Here is a 23169-nt window from a genome sequence, read left to right on the forward strand (position 1 = left end):
AAGTCCTTAATTTCATTAATAAAATCCCCGTTTCGATTGGCTGAAACCGCTTGACCACTATTCTTGCATCCACTAAAGTGGGCATCTGTGTGAAAAAGTGTCTTTTTGTGGGAAATTTCACCCGACTTAGCGGCGGGGGAGATGAAACAGGGAAGTCGGTTTTCATGCTCCGCTAATCATACTGAGGTCAAAGGTAATCCCGTGTTTCAAGGCGCGTCCGCACTCAATCTCGATGCCAAAGGCAGGATGTCTATCCCCGCCAAGCACCGTGACGCGCTTTCGATCCAATGCGAAGGCCGCCTCACCCTGACGCGCCATCCCGACGGCTGCGTCATGCTGTTCCCCCGTCCCGTGTGGGAACAACACCGTCAACAGATTTCCAGCTGGCCGATGCAGGCCCGCGCCTGGCAACGTATTTTCCTTGGCTACGCCACCGACGTCGAAATGGACACCGCCGGCCGCATCCTGGTCTCGCCGGAACTGCGCGCCGCCGCAGGCATCGAGCGCGAGGTCATGATGATGGGCATGGGCTCCCACTTCGAAATCTGGGACGCCGCCAAGATGGCGGAAAAAGAGCAGCAGGCGATGGATGCCGGCACCCCTGATGTACTCGCCAATTTCTCTTTCTAAGGTCCCGCCATGACAACAACAGCGGTGCCGGAATTTCAGCATCGTACGGTGCTGCTAGACGAAGCGGTCGATGCGCTGGCGCTGGCCGGCGCGCGCGCCGACGGCGTCTACGTCGACGGCACCTTCGGCCGCGGCGGCCATTCGCGCCTGATCCTGTCGAAGCTGGGCGCCAAGGCGCGCCTGATCGCCTTCGACAAGGACCTGCAGGCGATCGCCACCGCCGAGCAGATCGACGACCCGCGCTTCACCATCGTGCACGACAGCTTCGCCACCATGCGCGCGGCGCTGGCCGAGCGCGACGCGTCCAAGGTGGACGGCATCCTGCTCGACCTGGGCATCTCGTCGCCGCAGGTGGACGACGCCGCGCGCGGCTTCAGCTTCCGCAACGATGGCCCGCTCGACATGCGCATGGATACCACGCGCGGCATGTCGGCGGCGGAGTGGCTTGCCACGGAAACCGAACAGACACTGGAAAAGGTGATTAAAGAATATGGGGAAGAACGGTTTGCTTTTCAGATTGCAAAGGCGATTGTTGCTCGCAGGGCAGTCGAGCCAATTTCAACCACACGACAGCTTGCCGGCATCGTGGCAGGCGCGGTCAAGACTCGGGAAAAGGGCAAGGATCCGGCAACCCGCACTTTTCAGGCTATCCGGATTTTCATCAATAAAGAGCTTGAAGACCTCGAAGCCGTACTGACCCAGGCCTACGACAGCCTGGCGCCGGGCGGCATCATCGCCATCATCAGCTTCCATTCACTGGAAGACCGCATGGTCAAGCGCTTCTTCGCGTCCAAGGCCAATGTCGAACAGCCGGACCGGCGCCTGCCGATCCGCGCGGTCGACCTGCCGCAGCCGGAGCTCAAGCTGATCTCGAAGATGAAGCCGTCCGACGCCGAGATCGACGCCAATCCGCGTTCCCGCTCGGCGGTGATGCGCGTGGCGCGCCGGCTACCGATTCCGGAGGGCGCGTGAGCGGCAAGATCAACGCGGTGTTGACGGCGTTGCTGGTCGCTTGCGGCCTGTCGCTGGTTAACGCGCAATACCAGGCGCGCCATCTGTTCATCGAACTGGAACGCACGCAGTCGCAGGCACGCCAGCTCGATATCGAATGGGCGCAGCTGCAGCTCGACCAGTCGACGCTGGGCAAGCACGCGCGCATCGAAGAGATCGCGCGCCGCGACCTGAACATGACGCCGCTGACCTCCGCGCGCACGCAGTACCTGACGCCGGAGGCATCGAAATGAGCCGTGGCGGCAATGTGAACACCTCGCGCGTGGCCCGCTCCAAGGGCGTGCCGTTCTCGAAGAACCCCGTATTGGCGGTGCGTCTGCCGGTATGGCGTTCGCGCGTCGTGCTGTTCGTCATGTTCGCCGCCTTCGCCGGACTGGCCGCGCGCGCGCTGTGGCTGCAAGGCTTGTCGACCCAGTTCCTGCAAAAGCAGGGCGAGATCCGTTATGCGCGCACGCTGGACCTGCCGGCCACGCGCGGCAAGATCACCGATCGCGACGGTCAGGTGCTGGCGTCGTCGGTGCCGGTCAAGGCCATCTGGGCGATTCCCGACGACGTGCAGGAAGCCGCGCCGGCCAAGCTGAAACAGCTGGCGAAACTGCTGGGCATGAGCGACGCCGACCTGCAGAAAAAACTCGATTCGGACCGTGGCTTCGTCTACCTCAAGCGGCAGGTCGAGCAGGATGTCGCCGACCAGATCACCAAGCTGGGGATCGAGGGCATCCAGACCCGCAAGGAATACAAGCGCTTCTACCCGCAGGGCGAAGTGACGACCCACGTGGTCGGCTTCACCAACGTCGAGGACATGGGCCAGGAATCGATGGAGCTGGCGCAGCAGAAGACCCTGGTCGGCCAGCCGGGCAGCCGCCGCGTGATCAAGGATCGCTTGGGCCACATCGTCGAGGACATCGAATCGGTGCGCGAGCCGCACGACGGCAAGGACCTGGCGCTGTCGATCGACAGCAAGATCCAGTACATCGCCTTCACCCAGATCAAGGACGCGGTGGAGAAGTTCCACGCCAAGGCCGGCGCCGCCGTGGTGCTGGACGTGCACACCGGCGAAGTGCTGGCGCTGGCCAACTGGCCGACCTACAATCCGAACGACCGCTCCAAGCTGACCGGCGAGCAGCTGCGTAACCGCGTCATGACCGATACCTTCGAGCCGGGTTCCTCGCTGAAGCCGTTCACGGTCGGCCTGGCGCTGGACGAGAAGCGTGTCACGCCGCACACCATGTTCGATACCGGCGCCGGCGCCATGGTGATCGCCGACCGTGTGATTCACGACACCCATCCGCATTACCTGATCGACGTGCAGACCATCATCCAGAAGTCGTCCAACATCGGCACCTCGAAGATCGCGCTGGGCATGCCGGCCGAGGACATGTGGGAAATGTTCACCAAGGTCGGCTTCGGCCAGCAGCCTAAATGGGGCTTCCCCGGCGCGGTGGCCGGCCGCGTGCGTCCGTACAAATCGTGGCGTCCGATCGAGCAGGCCAACATGAGCTTCGGCCAGGGGATCTCGGTCTCGCTGATCCAGCTGGCGCGCGCCTACATGATCTACGCCCGCGACGGCGACATCATTCCGCTGTCGTTCCAGAAGCTGCACGAGGCGCCGCACGGCACCCAGGTGGTCAGCGCCAAGACCGCCGCCGAGATGCGCGAGATGCTGGAGATGGTCACGCTGCCGGGCGGCTCCGCCGTCAAGGCGCAGGTGCCGGGCTACCGCGTCGGCGGCAAGACCGGGACCGCGCAGAAGTTCCTCAACGGCCGCTACTCGCAAACCAAATACATCGGTAACTTCGTCGGCATGGCGCCGATGTCGGATCCGCGCTTCATCATCGCCGTCATGATCGACGAACCGGGTGGTCCGGTGCACGTCGGCGGCGACGTGGCCGGTCCGGTGTTCTCGGCGCTGGCCGCCCAGGCGCTGCGCGCCAAGAACATCGCTCCGGACTCGGACCTGACCCATATCATCATTCCTGAATCAGCAGCACAGGGGAACATGTGACGACTTCTCAATTCGACCCAATGGCTGATGTTCCAACGATAGCAGCCGCAATCCGCAAGCTGGCGCCGACGGCGCACCTGGCTTCGGATTCGCGCCGCATCAAGCCGGGCGATGTTTTCTTTGCGTTTGCAGCCGACGCTGGCGCCGCCGGCGATGGGCGCAGCTTTATCGACGGCGCCATCGAGCAGGGCGCGGCGCTGGTGGTGCTCGATCCTACGGACTTCAGCTGGAACGACGGCTGGACCGTGCCTTACCTGACGGTAGCGAGCCTGAAGCAGAACGCCGGCGCCATCGCGCACGCTTTCTATCAGCAGCCGGATGCGGCGATGTTCACCGTCGGCGTGACCGGCACCAATGGCAAGACCTCCAGCGCCGTGTGGCTGGGTCAGGCGCTGTCGCGCGGCACCGAAGCGGCCGCCGTGATCGGCACGCTGGGCGTCGGCGTGTTCCGCGCGCGCGGCGACGTGGAATACAACGTCACCGGCTACACCACGCCGGACGCGGTGCTGCTGGCGCGCACGCTGGCCGATCTGCGCGAGCAGGGCGCTGCCTCGCTGGCGATCGAGGTCTCGTCGATCGGCCTGGAACAGGGCCGCGTGGCGGGCATGCATTTCGACGTGGCGCTGTTCACCAACCTGACGCGCGACCATCTGGACTACCACGGCACGATGGAGGCCTACGAGGCCGCCAAGACCAAGCTGTTCGACTGGCCCGGCCTGAAGACGGCGGTGGTCAATCTGGACGATCCGATGGGCGCGCGCCTGATCGCGCACCTGCAAGCCAAGCCGGCGCTGGCCGGCGCGATTCCGCTGATCGGCTACACGCTGCACGACGCGGCCGCGCGGCCCGACATCGCCGGCGTGCTGATGCTGCGCGCCAGCCAGATCCGCAGCAGCCGCAACACCGGCACCGAATTCCATCTGGAGTGCGCGCTCGGCGTGGCGCAGGTCAAGACGCAGTTGGTCGGCAACTTCAACATCAGCAACGCGCTGGGCGTGATGGGCGCGATGCTGGCCAAGGGCCTGCGCCTGCGCGCCGCCATCGACGCGGTCGAAGCGCTGCACCCGGCGCCGGGCCGCATGCAGCAGGTCGGCGGCCAGGATGCGCCGATGATCGTCATCGATTACGCGCACACGCCGGACGCGCTGGAAAAAACCCTGGCCGCGCTGCGCCAGGTCGCGACCGATCGCGGCGGCCAGCTGTGGTGCGTATTCGGCTGCGGCGGCGACCGCGATCCGGGCAAGCGTCCGCAGATGGGCAAGATCGCGCAGGCGGCCGACCATGTGCTGGTCACCAGCGACAATCCACGCAGCGAGGAGCCGCATTCGATCATCGAGCAGATCCTGGCCGGCATGGACCGCGCCAATCCGGCATCGACGGTGCAGGCGCTGGACGACCGCGCCGCCGCCATCCTGTCGGCGATCAAGCATGCCGCCAAGCCGGACGTGATCCTGCTGGCCGGTAAAGGCCATGAGCCATACCAGGAAATCAAGGGCAAGAAGCTGCCGTTCTCCGACGCCGATCACGCGCAACTGGCGCTGTCGGCCCGTTTAACCATGATGAGGACGAATTGATGCGCGCTGCACTCGCACAAATTCTGCCTTCGATCACCGGCGCCACATTGATTGGCGACGGTGACGCTGTATTTAATGGCGTGTCGACCGACAGCCGCAATGTCTTCGCAGGTTCGCTGTTCGTCGCGCTGCGCGGCGAGGTGTTCGACGCCCACGACTTCCTGGCGCAAGTCGCGGAGAAGGGCGCCGCCGCCGTCGTGGTGGAAGAGCTGCCCGAGGGTTGGACCTTGCCTGCGATCGTCGTGCCGAACACGCTGGTCGCGCTGGGCCAGATCGCCAATTACTGGCGCCGCCAGTTCGCGATGCCGGTGATCGGCGTCACGGGCAGCAACGGCAAGACCACGGTCAAGGAAATGATCGCCGCGATCCTGGCCGCCGCCCACGGCGACGAAGGCCGCCTGGCCACGCGCGGCAACCTGAATAACGAAATCGGCGTGCCGCTGACGCTGTTCCGCATGGAAGCGAAACAGGAAGCGGCCGTGATCGAGATGGGCATGAACCATCCGGGCGAGATCGGCCGCCTGGCCGCGATCGCCGAAGCGGGCATCGCCATGGTCAACAACGCCCAGCGCGAACACCAGGAATTCATGCACACGGTGGAAGCGGTGGCGCGCGAAAACGGCGCCGTGCTGGCCGCGCTGCCGGGCGACGGCGTCGCCGTGTTCCCGCATGGCGACGAGTTCACGCCGGTGTGGGAAGAACTGTCCGCCGGCCGCCGCGCGCTGCGCTTCGGGCTGACCAAGGATGCGGAAGTGAGCTGCACCTTCCGCGCCGGCGACTTCGGCAGCGAGATGTTCGTCACCATCGGCGAAGCCGAGGCCGATGTGCAGCAGTTCTTCGTCAACCTGCAAGCGGCGGGCGAACATAATGTGCGCAACGCGCTGGCCGCCGTGGCTTGCACGTACGCGGCGGGCATCGCGCTCGAAAAAATCAAGCTGGGACTCGACACCTTCGCGCCGGTCAGCGGCCGTCTGCAGAAGAAGGCCGCGACCAACGGCGCGGTCGTCATCGACGACAGCTACAACGCCAATCCGGATTCGGTGCGCGCCGCCATCGACGTGCTGGCCAAGGCCGCCGCGCCGCGCGTGCTGGTGCTGGGCGACATGGGCGAAGTCGGCACGCAGGGCCGCGAGTTCCACGAAGAGATCGGCGCTTACGCGCAGAGCAAAGGCATCGAACAGGTGCTGGTCACCGGCGAACTGGCCGCGCACATGGTGGGCGCGTCGGTTCGTCATTTTGAAAACTTCGGCGATCTGCTGGCTGCTGTCGATGCAGCCGTGACGCCGGATGCAACCGTATTAATCAAGGGCTCCCGCTTCATGAAAATGGAACGGGTCGTGCAGCATTTGATTGGATCGCAACAAGCTAACAAGGAAAGTCACTAATCATGCTGCTTTGGCTCGCACACTATTTTCAACAAGACGTCGGACCGCTCCGCGTGTTCAGTTTCATCACCTTCCGCGCGGTGTTCGCGACGATCACCGCGCTGGTGATCGGCCTGGCCGCCGGCCCGGCCGTGATCCGCAAGCTGACCGCCATGAAGTACGGCCAGGCCGTGCGCACCGACGGTCCGCAGACCCACTTGAAAAAACACGGTACCCCAACCATGGGCGGCGTGCTGCTGCTGATCTCCATCGGCGTTTCCACGCTGCTGTGGTGCGACCTGTCGAACCGCCTGATCTGGCCGGTGCTGGTGGTGACGCTGGGCTTCGGCGCGGTCGGCTGGGTCGACGACTACCGCAAGGTGGTGCGCCAGGATCCCGAGGGCATGCGTTCGGCGGAAAAATACTTCTGGCAGTCGCTGGTCGGCCTGTCCGCCGCGCTGTACCTGGCGTTCTCGGTGTCGGTGTCGGAGCCGAGCGCCGGCAAGGTGTTCGAGCTGTTCTTTGCCTGGGTGCAGTCGGGCTTCGAGCTGGATCTGCCGCCGAAGGCCGACTTGATCGTGCCGTTCTTCAAGACCATCAGCTATCCGCTGGGCGTGTGGGGCTTCATCGCGTTGACCTACTGCGTCATCGTCGGCACCAGCAACGCGGTCAACTTCACCGACGGCCTGGATGGCCTGGCGATCATGCCGACCATCCTGGTCGGTTCGGCGCTCGGCCTGTTCGCCTACCTGACCGGTAGCGCCACCTATTCGCGTTACCTGTTCATTCCGCACATTCCCGGCGCGGGCGAACTCATTATCTTCTGCGGCGCGTTGGCCGGCGCTGGCCTGGCCTTCCTGTGGTTTAACACGCACCCGGCGCAAGTGTTTATGGGCGACGTCGGCGCGTTGGCGCTGGGCGGCGCGCTGGGCACCATCGCCGTGATCGTGCGCCAGGAAATCGTCCTGTTCATCATGGGCGGCATCTTCGTCGCGGAGACGCTGTCGGTGATCATCCAGGTGGGCTGGTTCAAGATCACCAAGAAACGCTTCGGCGTCGGCCGCCGCGTGTTCCTGATGGCGCCTTTGCACCACCACTTTGAACAAAAAGGCTGGAAAGAGACCCAGGTCGTCGTGCGCTTCTGGATCATCACGATGATGCTGGTACTGGTCGGACTCTCTACTTTGAAACTGCGCTGATGATCTACGACGGCAAAAACGCATTGGTACTTGGACTGGGTGAATCCGGTCTGGCGATGGCGCTGTGGCTCGCCCGCAGCGGCGCGCGCGTGCGCGTTGCCGATACCCGTGAATCGCCGGACCGTCTGCCGGCCCTGCGCGCGTCGCTGCCGGAGGCCGAGTTCATCGCCGGCCCGCTGACGGCGGCGCTGCTGGATGGCGTCGACTTCGTCGCTGTCAGCCCGGGCCTGGCGCCGTACCGCGAGCTGGCCGAGATCAACCCGGCCGCCAGCGCCGCCGGCATCCCGGTCTGGGGCGAAATCGAACTGTTCGCGCAGGCGCTGGAAGCGCTGAAGAATGAGCGCGGCTATGAGCCGAAGCTGATCGCCATCACCGGCACCAACGGCAAGACCACCGTCACCACGCTGGTCGGCCAGCTGTGCGAGCGCGCCGGCAAGTCGGTGCGCGTGGCCGGCAATATCAGCCCCGCCGCGCTAGACGTGCTGCGCGACGTGCTGGATGCCCCCGCCGCGCCCGAAGGCACGGAAGAACAGCCGGCGCGCCTGCCGGAGATCTGGGTGCTGGAGCTGTCCTCCTTCCAGCTGCAGACCACCTTCACGCTGGAGGCGCACGCCGCCACGGTGCTGAACGTGACCCAGGATCACCTGGACTGGCACGGCGACATGCCGTCCTACGCCGCCGCCAAGCACCGCATCTTCGCGGCCGACACCGTGCGCGTGTTGAACCGCGACGATGCGACCGTGATGCGCATGGCCAGCGCCACCGGCCACAACGTCACCTTCGGCACCGATGCGCCGAGCGTGCGCGACGACCTGGGCCTGAACAACGAGCGCGGCGTACTGTGGCTGGCCACCGCCATCCCGGCCGAGGAAGAAGCCGAACCGAAGAAACGCAAGAAGAACGATCCGCCTCCGCCGCCGGTCGAGTGCATGGTCAAGAACCTGATGCCGGCCGACGCCTTGCAGATTCGCGGCGTGCACAACGCCGCCAACGCGCTGGCCGCGCTGGCGCTGTGCCGCGCCATCGACCTGCCGCTGGCGCCGCTGCTGCACGGCCTGCGCGAGTATCGCGGCCAGCCGCACCGGGTGGAGCTGGTCAGCGCGATCAATGAAGTCGAATACTACGACGACAGCAAGGGCACCAACGTCGGCGCCACCGTGGCCGCGCTGTACGGCCTGGGCAAGGCCTTCACCGGCGCCAACCAGCGCCTGGTGGTGATCATGGGCGGCGACGGCAAGGGCCAGGACTTCACGCCGCTGGCCGAGCCGGTGTCGCGCCACGTGCGCGCGGTGCTGCTGATCGGCCGCGACGCGGCGCTGATCCGCGCCGCACTGGAGCCATCCGGCGCGCAGTTGTCCTATGCGCTCGAAGACTGCGGCACCGACCTGCCGCAGGCCGTCAAGCGCGCCAGCGAACTGGCGCAAGCCGGCGACGCCGTGCTGCTGTCGCCTGCCTGCGCCAGCATGGACATGTTCAAGAACTACGCGCATCGCGCCCAGGTGTTCATCGACACCGTGCGCGATATCGCGCTCGACGCGGGACAGGAGCTCTGATGGCCTTCCAGATGCCGTTCCGCTTTGGCTCGAAATCGACGACACCGTCGATGGACAGCCGCGCGCGGCAGTCGAAGATGATGGAGTACGACCAGCCGCTGGTCTGGGTCACGCTGCTGCTGATGCTGCTCGGGATGGTGATGGTGTACTCGGCCTCGATCTCGCTGCCGGATTCGCCGAAGTACGTCAACTACGTCCGCTGGCAGAACACCTATTTCGTGCAGCGCCAGGCGATGTTCATCGGCATCTCGCTCATCGCCGGCCTGTTCGTGTTCCGCATCCGCATCGCGGATTTGCAGAAGGCCGCGCCGTATCTGTTCACCGCCACCCTGGTGATGCTGTTCCTGGTGCTGGTGCCGGGCCTGGGCTCGGTGGTCAACGGCAGCCGTCGCTGGTTGTCGCTGGTGGTGATCAAGATCCAGCCGTCGGAACTGATGAAGGTGGTCGCGGTGCTGTACGCCGCCGACTACACCGTGCGCAAGCAGGAATACATGCACAAGCTGACCAAGGGCTTCATGCCGATGGCGGCGGCGGTCGGCGTGGTCGGCTTGCTGCTGCTGCTGGAGCCCGACCTCGGCGCCTTCGGCGTGATCGTCTGCATCGCGATGGGCATCCTGTTCCTGGGCGGGATCAACGCCATCTGGTTCGGCGGCATCGGCCTGGTGCTGGTGGCGATCTTCGGTTCGATCATCGCGCTGTCGAAGTTCCGCCGCGAGCGCTACTTCGCCTACCTGAATCCGTGGGAAGAGGACAACGCATTGAACAAGGCTTACCAGCTGACGCACTCGCTGATCGCATTCGGACGCGGCGAGATCTTCGGCGTCGGCCTGGGCGGCAGCGTGGAAAAGCTGCACTACCTGCCGGAAGCGCACACCGACTTCCTGATGGCGGTGATCGGCGAGGAACTCGGCCTGGCCGGCGTGCTGGTGGTGATCGCGCTGTTCTACTGGCTGGTCAAGCGCGCCTTCGACATCGGCCGCCAGGCGATCGCCATCGACCAGACCTTCGCCGGCCTGACGGCCAAGGGCATCGGCATCTGGATCGGGGTGCAGACGTTTATTAATATGGGTGTCAACCTTGGCCTGCTGCCGACCAAGGGTTTGACCTTGCCGCTGATGAGCTATGGCGGTACGGGTGTTGTAATTAACTGCATCGGCCTCGCGATCCTGCTCCGGATCGACTACGAGAACCGGGTGCTGATGCGTGGTGGCAGACTATGAAACGACTAATGATCATGGCGGCCGGCACCGGCGGTCATATTTTCCCCGGCCTGGCGATCGCGCAAACCATGCGCGCGCGCGGCTGGGATGTCAGCTGGCTGGGCACCTCCTCCGGCATGGAACAGGAGCTGGTGCCGAAACACGGCATCGCGATGGACAGCATCGACTTCACCGGCATGCGCGGCAAGGGCTTGAAGCACTCGCTCGGCGGCGCGCTGAAGATGGTCAAGGCGTTCGCCGCCTGTTTCGGCTACATCGGCAGCCGCAAGCCGGACGTCATCATGGGCATGGGCGGTTACGTCACCGTGCCGGGCGGCTTGATGGCGCGCATGCGCGGCGTGCCGCTGATGCTGGTCAACGCCGACGCGGCGCTGCTGTTGTCGAACAAGACGCTGGTGCCGTTCGCGGACCGGGTGTGCTTCGGCTTCCCGGCGGACTTCGGCGGCGCGGCCGGCAAGGCGGTGGTCACCGGCAATCCGGTGCGCAAGGAGATCCTGGACGTGCCCGAGCCGGCGCTGCGTTTCGCCGGCCGCGAAGGTCCGCTGCGCATCCTGGTGGTCGGCGGCAGCCTGGGCGCCAAGGCGCTCAACGACAGCCTGCCGGCGGCGCTGGCGCTGATCCCGGCGGCGCAGCGTCCGCTGGTGACGCACCAGTCGGGCAAGAAGAATATCGATGCGCTGCGCGCGGCGTATGCGCAAGCCGGCGTGGAGGCGAACGTGGTCGACTTCATCGACGACATGGCCGCCGCCTACAGCGCGGCCGACCTGGTGATCTGCCGCGCCGGCGCGATCACGGTGTCGGAGCTGACCGCCGCCGGCGTGGCCAGCGTGCTGGTGCCGTTCGTGGCCAGCACCACCAGCCACCAGCGCGACAACGCGCAGTGGATGGCGAAACAGAACGCGGCGATCCACATGCCGCAAACGGAATTGAGCGCGCAGAGTGTGGCGACGCTGCTGGAAACGCTGACCCGCACCGCCTGCCTGACGATGGCCAAGGCCGCGCGCGGCGTCGGCAAGCGCGATTCGAACGACGCCATCGCGGGCGTATTGGAACAACTGGCAAAGGTTAAGCCGTGAAGCATAAAGTACAAAACATACACTTCGTCGGCATCGGCGGCAGCGGCATGAGCGGGATCGCGGAAGTGTTGCTGACGCTGGGCTATAGCGTGTCCGGCTCGGACCTGGGCAGCAATGCCGTCACCCAGCGTCTGGTCGACATGGGCGCGCAAGTGTTCCAGGGCCACGCGGCGGAAAACATCGGCAAGGCCGACGCGGTCGTGACCTCGACCGCCGTGCAGCAGGACAATCCCGAAGTGGTGGCGGCGCGCAGCCGCAAGATTCCGATCGTTCCGCGCGCGGTGATGCTGGGCGAGTTGATGCGCCTGAAGCGCGGCATCGCCATCGCCGGCACCCACGGCAAGACCACCACCACCAGCCTGGTGGCGTCGGTGCTGGCGCAGGGCGGGCTGGATCCGACCTTCGTCATCGGTGGCCGCCTGACCAGCGCCGGCGCCAACGCCAAGCTGGGCACCGGCGAGTACCTGGTGGCGGAAGCCGACGAGTCGGACGCTTCGTTCCTGAACCTGACGCCGATGATCGAAGTCATCACCAACATCGACGCCGATCACATGGAAACCTACGAGCACGATTTCGAGAAGCTCAAGCAGGCCTTCGTCCACTTCACGCACCGCCTGCCGTTCTACGGCCGCGCCATGCTGTGCATCGACGATCCGCATGTGCGCTCGATCATCCCACAGGTGACCAAGCCGGTGACCACCTACGGCTTCGCCGAAGATGCCGAAGTCCGCGCGGTCAACGCGCGCGCGGTCGGCGTCGAGATGCATTTCACCGTCATACAGGAAGGCTATCCGGACCTGGACGTGGTGCTGAACCAGCCGGGCCTGCACAACGTGCAGAACGCCTGCTCGGCGGTCGCCATCGCGCGCGAAATCGGCATCGCCGACAGCGCGACCCAGGCCGGTCTGGCCGGTTTTGCCGGCGTGGGACGCCGCTTCACCAAATACGGCGAAGTCGCCATTCCCGACAGCGCCGGCGGCGGCACCTTTACGCTGGTGGACGATTTCGGCCACCACCCGCTGGAGATGGACGTGACCATGGCCGCCGCGCGCGCCGCCTATCCGGGCCGGCGCCTGCTGCTGGCGTTCCAGCCGCACCGTTACAGCCGCACCCGCGACCTGTTCGAGGACTTCGTCAAGGTGCTGGGCGCGCCGGACGTGCTGGTGCTGGCGGAAGTCTACGCCGCCGGCGAAGCGCCGGTGGTGGCGGCCGACGGCCGCGCGCTGGCGCATGCGCTGCGCGCGCGCGGCAAGACGGAACCGATTTTTGTCGAGGCGATCGGCGATATGCCGGAAACCATCATGAACGTGGTGCGCGACGGCGACGTCGTGATGACCATGGGGGCGGGCTCGATCAGCGGCGTCCCTGCAAAACTGACTAATTACCCAAAGGTCTGAACGTGAATCACCTTACTCCTCCTGACGCAAAAGCTTTCGGCAAGGTCGGCGTGCTGCTCGGCGGCCGTTCCGCCGAACGCGATGTTTCGCTGATGTCCGGCACCGGCGTGCTGCAGGCGCTGCAGAGCCAGGGCATCGACGCCCACGCCTTCGATACCGGACTGCGCTCGCTGGCCGAACTGGCCGACGAAAAATTCGACCGCGTGTTCATCGCGCTGCACGGCCGCTTCGGCGAAGACGGCAGCCTGCAGGGCGCGCTGGAACTGCTGGGCATTCCCTACACCGGCAGCGGCGTGATGCCAAGCTCGGTGGCGATGGACAAGATCACCACCAAGATCCTGTGGCTGGCCGCCGGCCTGCCGACGCCGAACTACGCGGTGCTGGATGCGCAGTCCGACCTGGCGCAAGTCGCCGCCGGCCTGGGCCTGCCGCTGATCGTCAAGCCGCCGCATGAGGGGTCGACCATCGGCATCACCAAGGTCAACGCCGCCGGCGAGTTCAAGGCCGCCTACGATATCGCCGCCGCGCTGGACGACTCGGTGCTGGCCGAGGAATTCGTCACCGGCCGCGAGTTCACGGTCGCCATCCTCGGCACCGGCGCGACCGCGCGCGCGCTGCCGATCGTGGAGATCGTGGCGCCGCAGGGCAATTACGACTACCAGAACAAGTACTTCACCGACGACGTCAAATACCACTGCCCGGCGGTGCTGCCGGACGCGCTGAGCGAAGAGATGCGCCGCATCGCGGTGCAGGCCTACCGCACGCTGGGTTGCCAGGGCTGGGGGCGGGTCGACGTGCTGCTGCGCGAGCGCGACCAGAAGCCGTTCCTGCTGGAGGCGAACACCTCGCCCGGCATGACCACCCATTCGCTGGTGCCGATGGCGGCGCGCGCGGAGGGCATGAGCTACGAGGAACTGTGCGTGGAAATCCTGCGCACGGCGAGTTTGAAGATGAAGGGTTGAGCGGTACATGTGGCAAGACGTTAAAGCCTTGAACGCGAGCGCCAGCGGCATCTTTGTGCTGACGCTGTTGGCGTGCATCGCGGCCGGCGTCTGGTGGGTGGCGCAGCGGCCGATGTTCAACCTGCGCACCATCCGCATCGAGAGCATCGCGCAGGAAGAGTTGAAGCATGTGAACCACCTGACCCTGCGTAACAACGCGCTGTATCGCATCAAGGGCAACTTCTTCACCACCAACCTGGACGCGGTGCGCCAGGCGTTCGAATCGGTGCCTTGGGTGCGGCGCGCGACGGTGCGGCGCGAATGGCCGGACCAGCTGATCGTGGCGCTGGAGGAGCATGAGGCGCTGGGCACGTGGGGCGAGGACGGTCGATTGTTGTCGACCAAGGGCGATGTGTTCACCGCCAACCTGGCCGAGGCGGAAGAGGATCACGCGCTGCCGGAGTTCGATGGACCGGACGGCAGCGAGAAGGAAGTGCTGTCGCGTTACGACGAGCTGCGCGCGTGGTTCGCGCCGCTGAAGCTGGTGCCGCAGTCGCTGTCGCTGTCGAGCCGCTATGCGTGGACGGTAGGGCTGGACAACGGCATGAGCGTGGCGCTGGGGCGGGAACAGACCAGCACCACGTTGAAGGAAAGGGTGGACCGGCTGACCGGGATTTATCCGCAGCTGGTGGAACATTTGCAGAACATCGACACGATAGACATGCGTTACCAGAACGGGCTGGCACTGAGTTCGGCGGGATTGAAGATTCCGGCCGAGGGAGCCAAGCCAAAAAAGAAACCAGCGGCCGTTAAACCGATCAAGAAAATACAGTAGGCAGAGAAAGACATGACTAAAGACGCGAAAAACCTGATCGTCGGCCTCGACATCGGCACCTCGAAAGTGGTGGCCGTGGTGGCCGAGGTGATGGGCGATGGACGCCACGAAGTGATCGGCCTGGGCCAGCACGAGTCGAAAGGCCTGAAGAAGGGCGTGGTGGTCAACATCGAAGCGACCGTCGAATCGATACAGCGCGCGCTGGAAGAAGCGGAGCTGATGGCCGACTGCAAGATCCGCAATGTCTACGCCGGCATCGCGGGCAGCCATATCCGCAGCTTCAACTCCAGCGGCATGGTGGCGATCAAGGACAAGGAAGTGACGGCGACCGACGTGGCGCGCGTCATTGAAACGGCAAAGGCGGTTAACATTCCGACCGACCAGCAATTGCTGCATACGGTGCCGCAGGAATTCATCGTCGACAGCCAGGAGGATGTGCGCGAGCCGATCGGCATGAGCGGCATCCGCCTCGAAGTCAAGGTGCACATCGTGACCGGCGCGGTGTCGGCGGTGCAGAACATCGTCAAGTGCGTGCGCCGCTGCGGACTGGAAGTGTCGGACCTGATCCTGCAGCCGATGGCCTCGGCCGACGCGGTGCTGACGCCGGACGAGAAGGAACTCGGCGTGGTGCTGATCGACATCGGCGGCGGCACCACCGACGTGGCGGTGTTCTCGGACGGCGCGATCCGCCACACGGCGGTGATCCCGATCGCCGGCGACCAGATCACCAACGATATCGCGATGGCGTTGCGCACGCCGACCTCGGAAGCCGAAGAAATCAAGATCCGCTACGGGGTCGCCAAGCAGGTGCTGGCCGATCCGGGCGAGACGCTGGAAGTGCCGGGCCTGGGCGACCGCGGTCCGCGCAACCTGTCGCGCCAGGCGCTGGCGGCGGTGATCGAGCCGCGCGTCGAGGAGCTGTTCGCGATGGTGCACCAGGTGGTGCGCGAGTCCGGCTACGAAGGCGTGCTGTCGTCGGGCATCGTGCTGACCGGCGGCACCGCGATCATGCCGGGCATGGTCGAGATGGCGGAAGACATATTCCTCAAGCCGGCGCGCCTCGGCACGCCGGACTACCGTGGCCAGCTGGCCGACGTGGTGCGCAGTCCGCGCTACGCGACCGTGCTTGGCCTGTTGTTGGAAGCGAAAAAGCAGTACCTGCGTGGCCACATCGTCACGCGGCAGGATGGTTCGGTGAAGGCGGTATGGCAGCGCATGAAGGAATGGTTCCTCGGTAATTTCTGAAATTCTGAAGTACAAACGCGACGTTTTTTTTAATATTGAAACCGCAGTTTTCAATCCCCAGTTCTTCTAAAAATATGAGGACTGGCGCTTGAAAACCGCATTCTGATAGGGAGTACATCATGGAGTTTGATATGGTCGATAACGCAGCTTTGGGTACCGTCATCAAGGTCGTCGGAGTCGGCGGAGCAGGTGGCAACGCAGTTCAACACATGATCAACAAGGGCATGGTCGGCGTCGAGTTCATCGCCGCCAACACCGACGCGCAGGCGCTGGCGACCTCCAAGGCCGACAACGTGATCCAGATCGGCGAGACCGGTCTGGGCGCCGGCATGAAACCTGAAGTCGGCCGCAAGCTGGCCGAGGAATCGCGCCAGCGCATCGAAGACTCGCTGCGCGGCGCGCACATGGTGTTCATCGCCGCCGGCATGGGCGGCGGCACCGGCACCGGCGCGGCGCCGATCGTGGCGGAAATCGCCAAGTCGCTGGGCGCGCTGACGGTGGCGGTGGTGTCGAAGCCGTTCTCGCACGAAGGCCAGAAGTGCATGGACATCGCCGATGAGGGCCTGGAGCAGCTGTCGGCCAACGTTGATTCGCTGATCGTGATCCTGAACGAGAAGCTGGAAGAGATCTACGAAGACGAATCGCTGATCGAGTGGCTGCAGCACGCCGATGATGTGCTCAACAACGCGGTGGCCGGTATCGCCGAGATCATCAACGTGCCGGGCCACATCAACGTCGACTTCAACGACGTCAAGACCATCATGGGCGAGCAGGGCAAGGCCATGATGGGCACCGCGACCGCCGCCGGCGTCGACCGCGCGCGCATCGCGGCCGAGCAGGCGGTGGCGTCGCCGCTGCTGGACGGCGTCGACCTGTCGGGCGCGCGCGGCGTGCTGGTCAACGTGACCGCGTCGCGTGGCCTGAAGGGTAAGGAGATCAAGGAAGTCATGGCCGCCGTGCGCGCGTTCGCGGCGCCGGACGCCTCGATCGCCCAGGGCATCGCCTACGACGACAGCATGGGCGACGCGATCCGCGTCACCGTGGTGGCGACCGGCCTGGGCAAGGCCAAGAAGCACGTGCAGCTGGTGCCGCAGCAGATGCTGCGCACCGGCACCCACAACGGCCCGATGACCCCATCGGCGGCGTTGGGCGGCGCGGCGGCGGCGGCGGGCATGTCGATGGGCGCGACCGGCGGCATGGGCGGCGGCGCGTCGCCGGCGTTCGACGGCATGAAGGCGCCGGCGGTATGGCGTCGCGAGTCGGCCTCGGAGCAGGTGCGCGCGATGGAAAAGAACGGCATGGAGACCTACGACATTCCGGCATTCCTGCGCAAGCAAGCCGATTAAGGCATACTTCCGGTTCATATCCGGGGAAGGCCGCGCCTCGGCGCGGCTTTTTTACATTCGTATTTTTAAAAGGAGTCATCCATGACCATCAAGATCGGCGATACCCTGCCGGAAGGCAGCCTGTCGGAATTCATCGAAACCGAAACCGAAGGCTGCTCGCTCGGCCCGAACACGTTCAAAGTGGAAGACCTGGTCAAGGGCAAGAAGATCGCGATCTTCGGCCTGCCGGGCGCCTACACCCCGACCTGCTCGGCGCAGCATGTGCCGGGCTACGTCAAGCACGCGGCCGATCTGAAAGCCAAGGGCGTCGATGAAATCTGGTGCATCTCGGTCAATGACGCGTTCGTCATGGGCGCGTGGGGCCGCGACCAGAAAGCCACCGGCGTGGTGCGCATGATGGCCGACGGTAACGCCGCGTATTCGAAGGCCTTGGGACTGGACGCCGACTTCAGCAAGTTCGGCATGGGCACCCGCTCGCAGCGCTACTCGCTGATCGTCGACAACGGCGTGGTCACGCAGCTGAACGTCGAGCAGGGCGGCAAGTTCGAAGTCTCGAACGCCGAGACGCTGCTGGGCCAGCTGTAATCATCAGCGCAGTTTGATGCACTACAAAACGGCGCTTCGGCGCCGTTTTGCATTGCAAGGCAAGCAAGGTATCATGGGTGGAACTTGACGCGGAGGCGAATATGAAACTTCTCGATACAGCGACGTTGCAGGCAAGTTATCTGGCTGGAGATGTCTCATCGGTTGCGTTGCACGCCGTTGATGCGGCGTTCGAGGTGCGCTGGACTTCCGCACAAGGCGTCGCCAGACTTGCGGACGGCGGGGGCACCAATGGCCGCCGCTTCAGGGACTCGGGGGAAGCGTTGTTGCTGCTGAAGGAACTGGGAGTCCATTCTGTTCAGGTGGATATCTCTGGATGGCAACCGGAGAGCGAATCGGCATATGACGAATGGGTTAAGGCAAAAGTAGCGGCCTCATTAGCCGGCCTGCGTGATGGTACAAATAAGACCTATTCGCCAGACGAGTGGGCGGAAATTCGAGCTCAGAGAGGTTGGAGCAGGAAAAAAATATGAAGCCGGTGGTCCGGACGATGAGTTATCTCGCTGATCTGGACGACATTGAACGCTTCATCGCCCGCAATAATCCTCAAGCCGCAGCGAGTCTTTGCCTACATGTGGACGATCAGGTCGAGCAACTCGGCGATCCTTATTTCCCCCGTCGCCGTGGCCGCGTAAGCGGCACTTTTGAACTGGTGGCGCATAAGAACTACGTGGTTATTTTTTTGGAGAGCGCGACGGAGATAACAGCGCTAAATATCATTCATACGCGAAAGCGTTATCCGTAATTTTCGTTCAGTAGATCTCGCCGAAATCGTGCTTGGCTTTGAACAGCGTCGAGTCGATGATGAACGAGTCGTCGCCTTGGACCGCGAAGTAGTTGCGGGTTTCTTCCGGGGCGCTGCGCAGCAGGCTGCGGATCGCGGTGATGCGCTCGGGCGGCGTGCGCATGCGGGCGGTCCATTCGTCGAATTTCATTTCCAGTTTCCAGTCGCTGACGCGCTCGCTTTTAAAGCCGGCGCCCGCCAGCATCGTGCTCCATTCCGTTGGGCGGTAGTCGCGCACGTGCGAGCCGTCGCGCAGCAGTTCGACCGCTTGCAGCGTGGTGTCGTGCAGCGGGACTTCCGGCGCGGTGATGTCGATCACGATGAACACGCCGCGCGGCTTGAGCACGCGCTTGACTTCGCGCAGCGCGGCCGGCACGTCGAGCCAATGGTGCGCCGAGAAGCGCGTGACGACCATGCAGAACGATGCGTCTCCGAACGGCAGCCGACCGACGTCGCCTTGCCGCGTGCTGATGTTGTTCAGGCCGCGTTCGCGTGCCGCGCCGGCCACCACCTCCAGCATCTGCGGCGACAGGTCGAGGGCGGTCACCGATTCCGCCACCGGCGCCACCGCGAAGCTGGCGTGGCCGGCGCCGCAACCCAGGTCCAGCACCACCGGCGGCTTGCCGAGCGCGGCGGCGATATCGCGCAGCGCGCTCAGGTCCGCGCCCTGCGCGTGCACGGCACTGGTCAGGTAGGTGCTGGCGGTATTGCCGAACTGCTTGGCGACGACGGCTTGTTGCTGCATGATTTTCTCCAAAAGAGCGGCGGGTCAGGGCAGAATAGGCGGGTTTATATCCTGTAACAAGACCATAATTTATCCTGGTATAAGAACTGCCATGCAAAGCAAACTCGGTGAATTCATCCGCGCGCATCGCGAGCGCGTCAGCCCTGACAGCGTCGGCCTGCCCGGCGGCGGACGGCGCCGCACGCCCGGCCTGCGGCGCGAGGAGCTGGCGCAGTTGTGCGACGTCAGTCCGACCTGGCTGACGTGGCTGGAGCAGGGCAGGGACGTGTCGGCGTCGGGCAAGATGCTGGCGCGGCTGGCCGAGGTGCTGCGGCTCAGCTCGGCCGAGCGCGCTTATCTGTTCAGCCTGGCGGAGCGGCTCGATCCGCATCATGCCGACGACGACGGTGGCGCCGGGGAGGCGCTGGAGTCGATGGTCGCGGCGATCGACGCGCCGGCCTATGTGCTTGACCGGCAGTGGAACGCGGTGGCGTGGAACGCGCCGGCGGCGACGCTGTTCGGCGGCTGGCTGGATGTGGACAGCGAGGCGGCGGTCAAGCCCAACCTGCTGCGCTTCATGTTCCGCTCGGCGGCGGCGCGCGGACTGATCGTCGGCTGGGAAGACCGCGCCCAGCGATTGGCGGCGGAGTTCCGCGCCGACATCGGCAAGCACGCCGGCGACCAGGCGCTGGCCAGCCTGATCGCCGAACTGTCCGCCGGCAGCGACGAGTTCCGCCGGCTGTGGAGCTTGCAGGATGTGGTCGGCCGCGAAGGCGGACTGCGCCGCTTTCAGCATCCCCGCCTGGGCGAACTGAGCTTCAATCAAGTGACGCTGCATCTGGCCAAGCGCCACGACCTGAAGCTGGTGATGTTGCTTTCCGCGTCAGCGGCATGAGATGGCGTGAGGGTATACGGCTCACGCCTATTTTGTACTGGTTATGCCTATGGTATGCCTATAATTTCAGGCCGTGTAGCCTTGGGAGGCCCCGAAAAAATAGGCATCATATAGGCGAGATCAGTACAAAATAGGCGAGGGACGTATACCCTCACCCGCTCCACGTGTCCTCCCGCTTGCTGGTGCTGCGGGGAAATTATCAGCTTGCTATAATGACGCTCGATGGCGCCGCGCGCCGTCCTGGCTCCGGACGTCGCCATGATGACGTTCCCAGCGGTCCACCCCGGACCTGTCGTCAAGGAGCTTCTTCTGACTTCCATTTCCAGACAAGAAAACCTGCGCAGCATTTATGCGATGCTGGTCGCCGTCGCCATGTTCTCGCTGATGGACACCAGCATGAAACTGCTGTCGGCCCACTATCCCGCCACCCAGGTCACCGCCATGCGCGCGCTCAGTTCGCTGCCGCTGCTGATCTGCTACATGCTGTATCGCGGCGCGTTCAAAGGCATCTTCCGCGTGCGCTGGCCGCTGCACCTGTTCCGCAGCGCGCTCGGGATCGCGATGCTGACCTCGTTCGCTTTCGGCCTCAAGGCGCTGTCGCTGGCCGAGGCGTATTCGATTTTCTTCATCGCGCCGGCGCTGATCACCGCGCTGTCGGTGTTCGTGCTGAAGGAGAAAGTCGGCGCCGGCCAGTGGATCGCGATCGCGGTGGCGCTGGCCGGGGTGCTGGTGGTGCTGCGGCCGACAGGCGCCGGCATGCTGTCGCTCGGCGGGCTGGCCATCCTCGGCTCGGCCTGCTGCTACGCCGGCGCGGCGATCACCAGCCGCGTGCTGGCGCGCGCCGACAGCAATGAGTCGATGATGTTCTGGTACCTGCTGCTGATGGCGCTGATCGGCCTGGCGATGTCGGCCCAGGGCTGGGTGGCGGTGCGCGCCGAGGACGGCTGGGTGCTGCTGGCGCTGGCGCTGACCGGCTTCTTCGGCCAGCTGGCGATCACCCGCGCCTTCAGCTCCGGCAAGGCCTCGGTGGTGGCGCCGTTCGAGTATTCGGCGCTGGCCTGGGGCGTCGCGATCGACTGGCTGCTGTGGCAGGTGCTGCCGGACGGCTACACACTGCTCGGCGCCGGCATCATCATCGCCAGCGGCATCTACCTGGTGCGGCGTGAAGCGGTCCATGCCGAAGCCGAGCACCCTTGACCACACTTCGCTATAATCGCCGGATGTTAAAACAACGCACTATTAAAGAACTGGTCCGCACCACCGGTGTGGGCCTGCACTCCGGCACCAAGGTCGAACTGACCCTGCGCCCGGCCGCGCCGGATACCGGCATCGTGTTCCGCCGGGTCGACCTGTCGCCGATGGTCGAGTTTCCGTCCAGCGCGATGGCGGTCGGCGACACCCGCATGGCCTCGGTGCTGGTCAAGGACGGCGCCCGCGTCTCCACCGTCGAGCACCTGATGTCGGCCTGCGCCGGCCTCGGCATCGACAACCTGTACATCGAGGTCAGCGCCGAGGAAATCCCGATCATGGACGGCTCGGCCTCGTCCTTCGTATATTTGTTGCAACAGTCGGGCGTGCTGGAACAGCCGGCGGCGAAGAAATTCATCCGCGTGCTGAAGCCGGTCGAGATCCGCGAAGGTACGGGCGACAAGGAAAAATGGGCGCGCCTGCTGCCGCACGACGGTTTCAAGCTCGACTTCTTCATCGAGTTCAACCACCCGGCGGTCGACGGCACGCAGCAGCGCGCGCATGTCGACTTCGGCGACGTCTCGTATGTGCACGACGTGGCGCGCGCGCGCACCTTTGGCTTCATGCAGGACGTGGAAATGTTGCGCGGCATCGGCCTGGCGCGCGGCGGTTCGCTGGAAAACGCCATCGTGATGGACGAGTACCGCATCCTCAACTCGGACGGTCTGCGCTACGACGACGAGTTCGTGCGCCACAAGATCCTCGACGCGATCGGCGACCTGTACCTGGTCGGCCATCCGCTGCTGGCCAGCTACGAGGCGCACAAGTCCGGCCACGCGCTGAACAACCAGCTGCTGCTGGAATTGCTCAAGCATCCGGACGCCTACGAAATCGTCACCTTCGAGGACAACGACCTCGCCCCGCAATCGTATGTGCGCCAGATGGCGCGCGAGTGGGCGCTAACTTAGGTCTGCTCGGGCGGCTTGCGGCGGCGCGCCACCATGGCCTGCAGCGCCGCGATCAGGGTGGCGTTCTGCGGCGTCTGCTCCAGGTCGGCCCCCAGCTGGTCGAAGGCCGCGACCGCCGCTTCCGATAGCGCCAGGACCCGCATCGGCTCCCTGATCTCGGCCGGCTTGGTCATCTGCACCTTCAATTTCACGCCCGCGACCTGCCAGCCGCGCCGCGCCAGCGTCTCCTGCAGCTTGGGGATCTGCTGCTTGAGCTTGGCCGCCAGCGCCGCGTTGGGCAGCGACAAGGTCAGCTGGCCGTCCTCGAACGCCAGGATCTCGCAATACTTGAACATGGCCGGCAAGGCCGCCGCGCAGTCTTTCTGCAGCGACGCCATGCGCTGGATCGCCGGCAGCAGCGCCGCCATCTTGGCGTCGCGGCGCAGGAAGTCGGTGGCGCCGACCGCCGTGCGGCGCGTGATCGAGATGTTGGAGGAGTTGAATCGCATGCGCGAACCATAGCACAGCGGAAAAAAAACGTCAGCAACGGGTAAAATAGGTTGGTTTTGTGACATTGTTCACGCTACGGCTATTGTTAAACCGGCCAATAACCCAATGTAGACCCGGGCGCG

General features: G+C 64.8%; 23 protein-coding genes. 21 read left to right on the plus strand and 2 right to left on the minus strand.

Annotated features, from left to right (window positions below; all coding sequences use genetic code 11):
* Nucleotides 1-201 precede the first annotated feature (201 nt).
* The 18 genes from mraZ (at nt 202) to GW587_RS16280 (ending at nt 18744) form a co-directional block, all read left to right on the plus strand.
* Nucleotides 202-630 (plus strand): division/cell wall cluster transcriptional repressor MraZ, encoded by a 429-nt coding sequence (mraZ, locus tag GW587_RS16195; RefSeq protein ID WP_166105040.1) that lies wholly within the window; start codon nt 202-204, stop codon nt 628-630.
* A 9-nt stretch (nt 631-639) separates the two neighbouring features.
* Nucleotides 640-1602, plus strand: a complete 963-nt coding sequence (gene rsmH / locus GW587_RS16200; protein WP_166105043.1) for a 16S rRNA (cytosine(1402)-N(4))-methyltransferase RsmH — start codon at nt 640-642, stop codon at nt 1600-1602.
* On the plus strand, nt 1599-1874 hold the full coding sequence (ftsL, locus tag GW587_RS16205) for a cell division protein FtsL (RefSeq protein ID WP_166105046.1): 276 nt from the start codon (nt 1599-1601) through the stop codon (nt 1872-1874). The genes rsmH and ftsL overlap by 4 nt, the downstream gene beginning before the upstream one ends.
* Nucleotides 1871-3646 carry a peptidoglycan D,D-transpeptidase FtsI family protein gene (locus GW587_RS16210; RefSeq protein WP_166105049.1) on the plus strand — a complete coding sequence of 592 codons (1776 nt, stop codon included), beginning with the start codon at nt 1871-1873 and terminating at the stop codon, nt 3644-3646. The genes ftsL and GW587_RS16210 overlap by 4 nt, the downstream gene beginning before the upstream one ends.
* Nucleotides 3647-3666: 20 nt before the next feature.
* On the plus strand, nt 3667-5220 hold the full coding sequence (locus tag GW587_RS16215) for a UDP-N-acetylmuramoyl-L-alanyl-D-glutamate--2,6-diaminopimelate ligase (RefSeq protein WP_166105052.1): 1554 nt from the start codon (nt 3667-3669) through the stop codon (nt 5218-5220).
* A complete protein-coding gene (locus GW587_RS16220; protein WP_166105055.1) occupies nt 5220-6605 on the plus strand; it encodes a UDP-N-acetylmuramoyl-tripeptide--D-alanyl-D-alanine ligase in 1386 nt (461 codons plus the stop codon). Before GW587_RS16215 ends, GW587_RS16220 begins: the two co-directional genes overlap by 1 nt.
* Before the next feature lie 2 nt (nt 6606-6607).
* Nucleotides 6608-7783 carry a phospho-N-acetylmuramoyl-pentapeptide-transferase gene (gene mraY, locus GW587_RS16225; RefSeq protein WP_166105057.1) on the plus strand — a complete coding sequence of 392 codons (1176 nt, stop codon included), beginning with the start codon at nt 6608-6610 and terminating at the stop codon, nt 7781-7783.
* On the plus strand, nt 7783-9336 hold the full coding sequence (murD, locus tag GW587_RS16230; RefSeq protein ID WP_166105060.1) for a UDP-N-acetylmuramoyl-L-alanine--D-glutamate ligase: 1554 nt from the start codon (nt 7783-7785) through the stop codon (nt 9334-9336). The genes mraY and murD overlap by 1 nt, the downstream gene beginning before the upstream one ends.
* On the plus strand, nt 9336-10556 hold the full coding sequence (gene ftsW / locus GW587_RS16235) for a putative lipid II flippase FtsW (RefSeq protein ID WP_166105063.1): 1221 nt from the start codon (nt 9336-9338) through the stop codon (nt 10554-10556). Before murD ends, ftsW begins: the two co-directional genes overlap by 1 nt.
* Nucleotides 10553-11632 (plus strand): undecaprenyldiphospho-muramoylpentapeptide beta-N-acetylglucosaminyltransferase, encoded by a 1080-nt coding sequence (gene murG, locus GW587_RS16240; RefSeq protein ID WP_166105066.1) that lies wholly within the window; start codon nt 10553-10555, stop codon nt 11630-11632. The genes ftsW and murG overlap by 4 nt, the downstream gene beginning before the upstream one ends.
* A complete protein-coding gene (gene murC, locus GW587_RS16245) occupies nt 11629-13029 on the plus strand; it encodes a UDP-N-acetylmuramate--L-alanine ligase (protein WP_166105069.1) in 1401 nt (466 codons plus the stop codon). Before murG ends, murC begins: the two co-directional genes overlap by 4 nt.
* Nucleotides 13030-13031: 2 nt before the next feature.
* Nucleotides 13032-13991, plus strand: coding sequence for a D-alanine--D-alanine ligase (locus GW587_RS16250; protein ID WP_166105071.1), 960 nt, complete (start codon nt 13032-13034; stop codon nt 13989-13991).
* A 7-nt stretch (nt 13992-13998) separates the two neighbouring features.
* Nucleotides 13999-14805: a cell division protein FtsQ/DivIB gene (locus tag GW587_RS16255; RefSeq protein ID WP_166105073.1), complete on the plus strand. Its 807-nt coding sequence runs from the start codon at nt 13999-14001 to the stop codon at nt 14803-14805.
* Nucleotides 14806-14817: 12 nt separating this feature from the next.
* Complete coding sequence (ftsA, locus tag GW587_RS16260; RefSeq protein ID WP_008445439.1) at nt 14818-16050, plus strand: cell division protein FtsA; 1233 nt, start codon at nt 14818-14820, stop codon at nt 16048-16050.
* Between the two features lie 119 nt (nt 16051-16169).
* Nucleotides 16170-17396: a cell division protein FtsZ gene (gene ftsZ, locus GW587_RS16265; RefSeq protein ID WP_166105076.1), complete on the plus strand. Its 1227-nt coding sequence runs from the start codon at nt 16170-16172 to the stop codon at nt 17394-17396.
* 81 nt (nt 17397-17477) lie between these two features.
* A complete protein-coding gene (locus tag GW587_RS16270) occupies nt 17478-17981 on the plus strand; it encodes a peroxiredoxin (protein WP_166105078.1) in 504 nt (167 codons plus the stop codon).
* A 101-nt stretch (nt 17982-18082) separates the two neighbouring features.
* Nucleotides 18083-18472 (plus strand): hypothetical protein, encoded by a 390-nt coding sequence (locus tag GW587_RS16275; protein ID WP_166105081.1) that lies wholly within the window; start codon nt 18083-18085, stop codon nt 18470-18472.
* Nucleotides 18469-18744, plus strand: coding sequence for a type II toxin-antitoxin system RelE/ParE family toxin (locus tag GW587_RS16280; protein WP_166105083.1), 276 nt, complete (start codon nt 18469-18471; stop codon nt 18742-18744). The genes GW587_RS16275 and GW587_RS16280 overlap by 4 nt, the downstream gene beginning before the upstream one ends.
* A 7-nt stretch (nt 18745-18751) precedes the next feature.
* On the opposite strand, the gene GW587_RS16285 is transcribed toward GW587_RS16280, so the two are convergent.
* Nucleotides 18752-19528 (minus strand): class I SAM-dependent methyltransferase, encoded by a 777-nt coding sequence (locus GW587_RS16285; RefSeq protein WP_166105086.1) that lies wholly within the window; start codon nt 19526-19528, stop codon nt 18752-18754.
* 91 nt (nt 19529-19619) lie between these two features.
* Between GW587_RS16285 and GW587_RS16290 the strand changes: the two genes are divergently transcribed.
* The 3 genes from GW587_RS16290 (at nt 19620) to lpxC (ending at nt 22558) form a co-directional block, all read left to right on the plus strand.
* Nucleotides 19620-20402, plus strand: coding sequence for a helix-turn-helix transcriptional regulator (locus GW587_RS16290; RefSeq protein ID WP_166105089.1), 783 nt, complete (start codon nt 19620-19622; stop codon nt 20400-20402).
* A gap of 354 nt (nt 20403-20756) precedes the next feature.
* The gene (locus GW587_RS16295) at nt 20757-21599 is read left to right on the plus strand and encodes a DMT family transporter (protein ID WP_166105580.1); all 843 of its coding nucleotides are present in this window, start codon (nt 20757-20759) and stop codon (nt 21597-21599) included.
* A 23-nt stretch (nt 21600-21622) separates the two neighbouring features.
* On the plus strand, nt 21623-22558 hold the full coding sequence (gene lpxC, locus GW587_RS16300) for a UDP-3-O-acyl-N-acetylglucosamine deacetylase (protein WP_166105092.1): 936 nt from the start codon (nt 21623-21625) through the stop codon (nt 22556-22558).
* Here the strand turns inward: lpxC and GW587_RS16305 are convergent.
* Nucleotides 22555-23046 carry a DciA family protein gene (locus GW587_RS16305; protein WP_166105095.1) on the minus strand — a complete coding sequence of 164 codons (492 nt, stop codon included), beginning with the start codon at nt 23044-23046 and terminating at the stop codon, nt 22555-22557. The two genes, lpxC and GW587_RS16305, sit on opposite strands and share 4 nt — an antisense overlap.
* Nucleotides 23047-23169 lie beyond the last annotated feature (123 nt).

It is taken from the genome of Duganella aceris (genome assembly GCF_011090165.1).
Lineage (GTDB): Bacteria > Pseudomonadota > Gammaproteobacteria > Burkholderiales > Burkholderiaceae_D > Rugamonas > Rugamonas aceris.

Coding starts and splice junctions, on each gene's coding strand:
- GW587_RS16210 (WP_166105049.1), top strand. CDS start 1,871: ATGAGCCGTGGCGGCAATGTGAACACCTCGCGCGTGGCCCGCTCCAAG.
- mraY (WP_166105057.1), top strand. CDS start 6,608: ATGCTGCTTTGGCTCGCACACTATTTTCAACAAGACGTCGGACCGCTC.
- lpxC (WP_166105092.1), top strand. CDS start 21,623: ATGTTAAAACAACGCACTATTAAAGAACTGGTCCGCACCACCGGTGTG.
- GW587_RS16255 (WP_166105073.1), top strand. CDS start 13,999: ATGTGGCAAGACGTTAAAGCCTTGAACGCGAGCGCCAGCGGCATCTTT.
- GW587_RS16280 (WP_166105083.1), top strand. CDS start 18,469: ATGAAGCCGGTGGTCCGGACGATGAGTTATCTCGCTGATCTGGACGAC.
- GW587_RS16220 (WP_166105055.1), top strand. CDS start 5,220: ATGCGCGCTGCACTCGCACAAATTCTGCCTTCGATCACCGGCGCCACA.
- GW587_RS16270 (WP_166105078.1), top strand. CDS start 17,478: ATGACCATCAAGATCGGCGATACCCTGCCGGAAGGCAGCCTGTCGGAA.
- murD (WP_166105060.1), top strand. CDS start 7,783: ATGATCTACGACGGCAAAAACGCATTGGTACTTGGACTGGGTGAATCC.
- GW587_RS16295 (WP_166105580.1), top strand. CDS start 20,757: ATGCTGGTCGCCGTCGCCATGTTCTCGCTGATGGACACCAGCATGAAA.
- rsmH (WP_166105043.1), top strand. CDS start 640: ATGACAACAACAGCGGTGCCGGAATTTCAGCATCGTACGGTGCTGCTA.
- GW587_RS16290 (WP_166105089.1), top strand. CDS start 19,620: ATGCAAAGCAAACTCGGTGAATTCATCCGCGCGCATCGCGAGCGCGTC.
- ftsW (WP_166105063.1), top strand. CDS start 9,336: ATGGCCTTCCAGATGCCGTTCCGCTTTGGCTCGAAATCGACGACACCG.
- GW587_RS16215 (WP_166105052.1), top strand. CDS start 3,667: ATGGCTGATGTTCCAACGATAGCAGCCGCAATCCGCAAGCTGGCGCCG.
- GW587_RS16305 (WP_166105095.1), bottom strand. CDS start 23,046: ATGCGATTCAACTCCTCCAACATCTCGATCACGCGCCGCACGGCGGTC.
- GW587_RS16275 (WP_166105081.1), top strand. CDS start 18,083: ATGAAACTTCTCGATACAGCGACGTTGCAGGCAAGTTATCTGGCTGGA.
- ftsZ (WP_166105076.1), top strand. CDS start 16,170: ATGGAGTTTGATATGGTCGATAACGCAGCTTTGGGTACCGTCATCAAG.
- ftsA (WP_008445439.1), top strand. CDS start 14,818: ATGACTAAAGACGCGAAAAACCTGATCGTCGGCCTCGACATCGGCACC.
- murG (WP_166105066.1), top strand. CDS start 10,553: ATGAAACGACTAATGATCATGGCGGCCGGCACCGGCGGTCATATTTTC.
- GW587_RS16285 (WP_166105086.1), bottom strand. CDS start 19,528: ATGCAGCAACAAGCCGTCGTCGCCAAGCAGTTCGGCAATACCGCCAGC.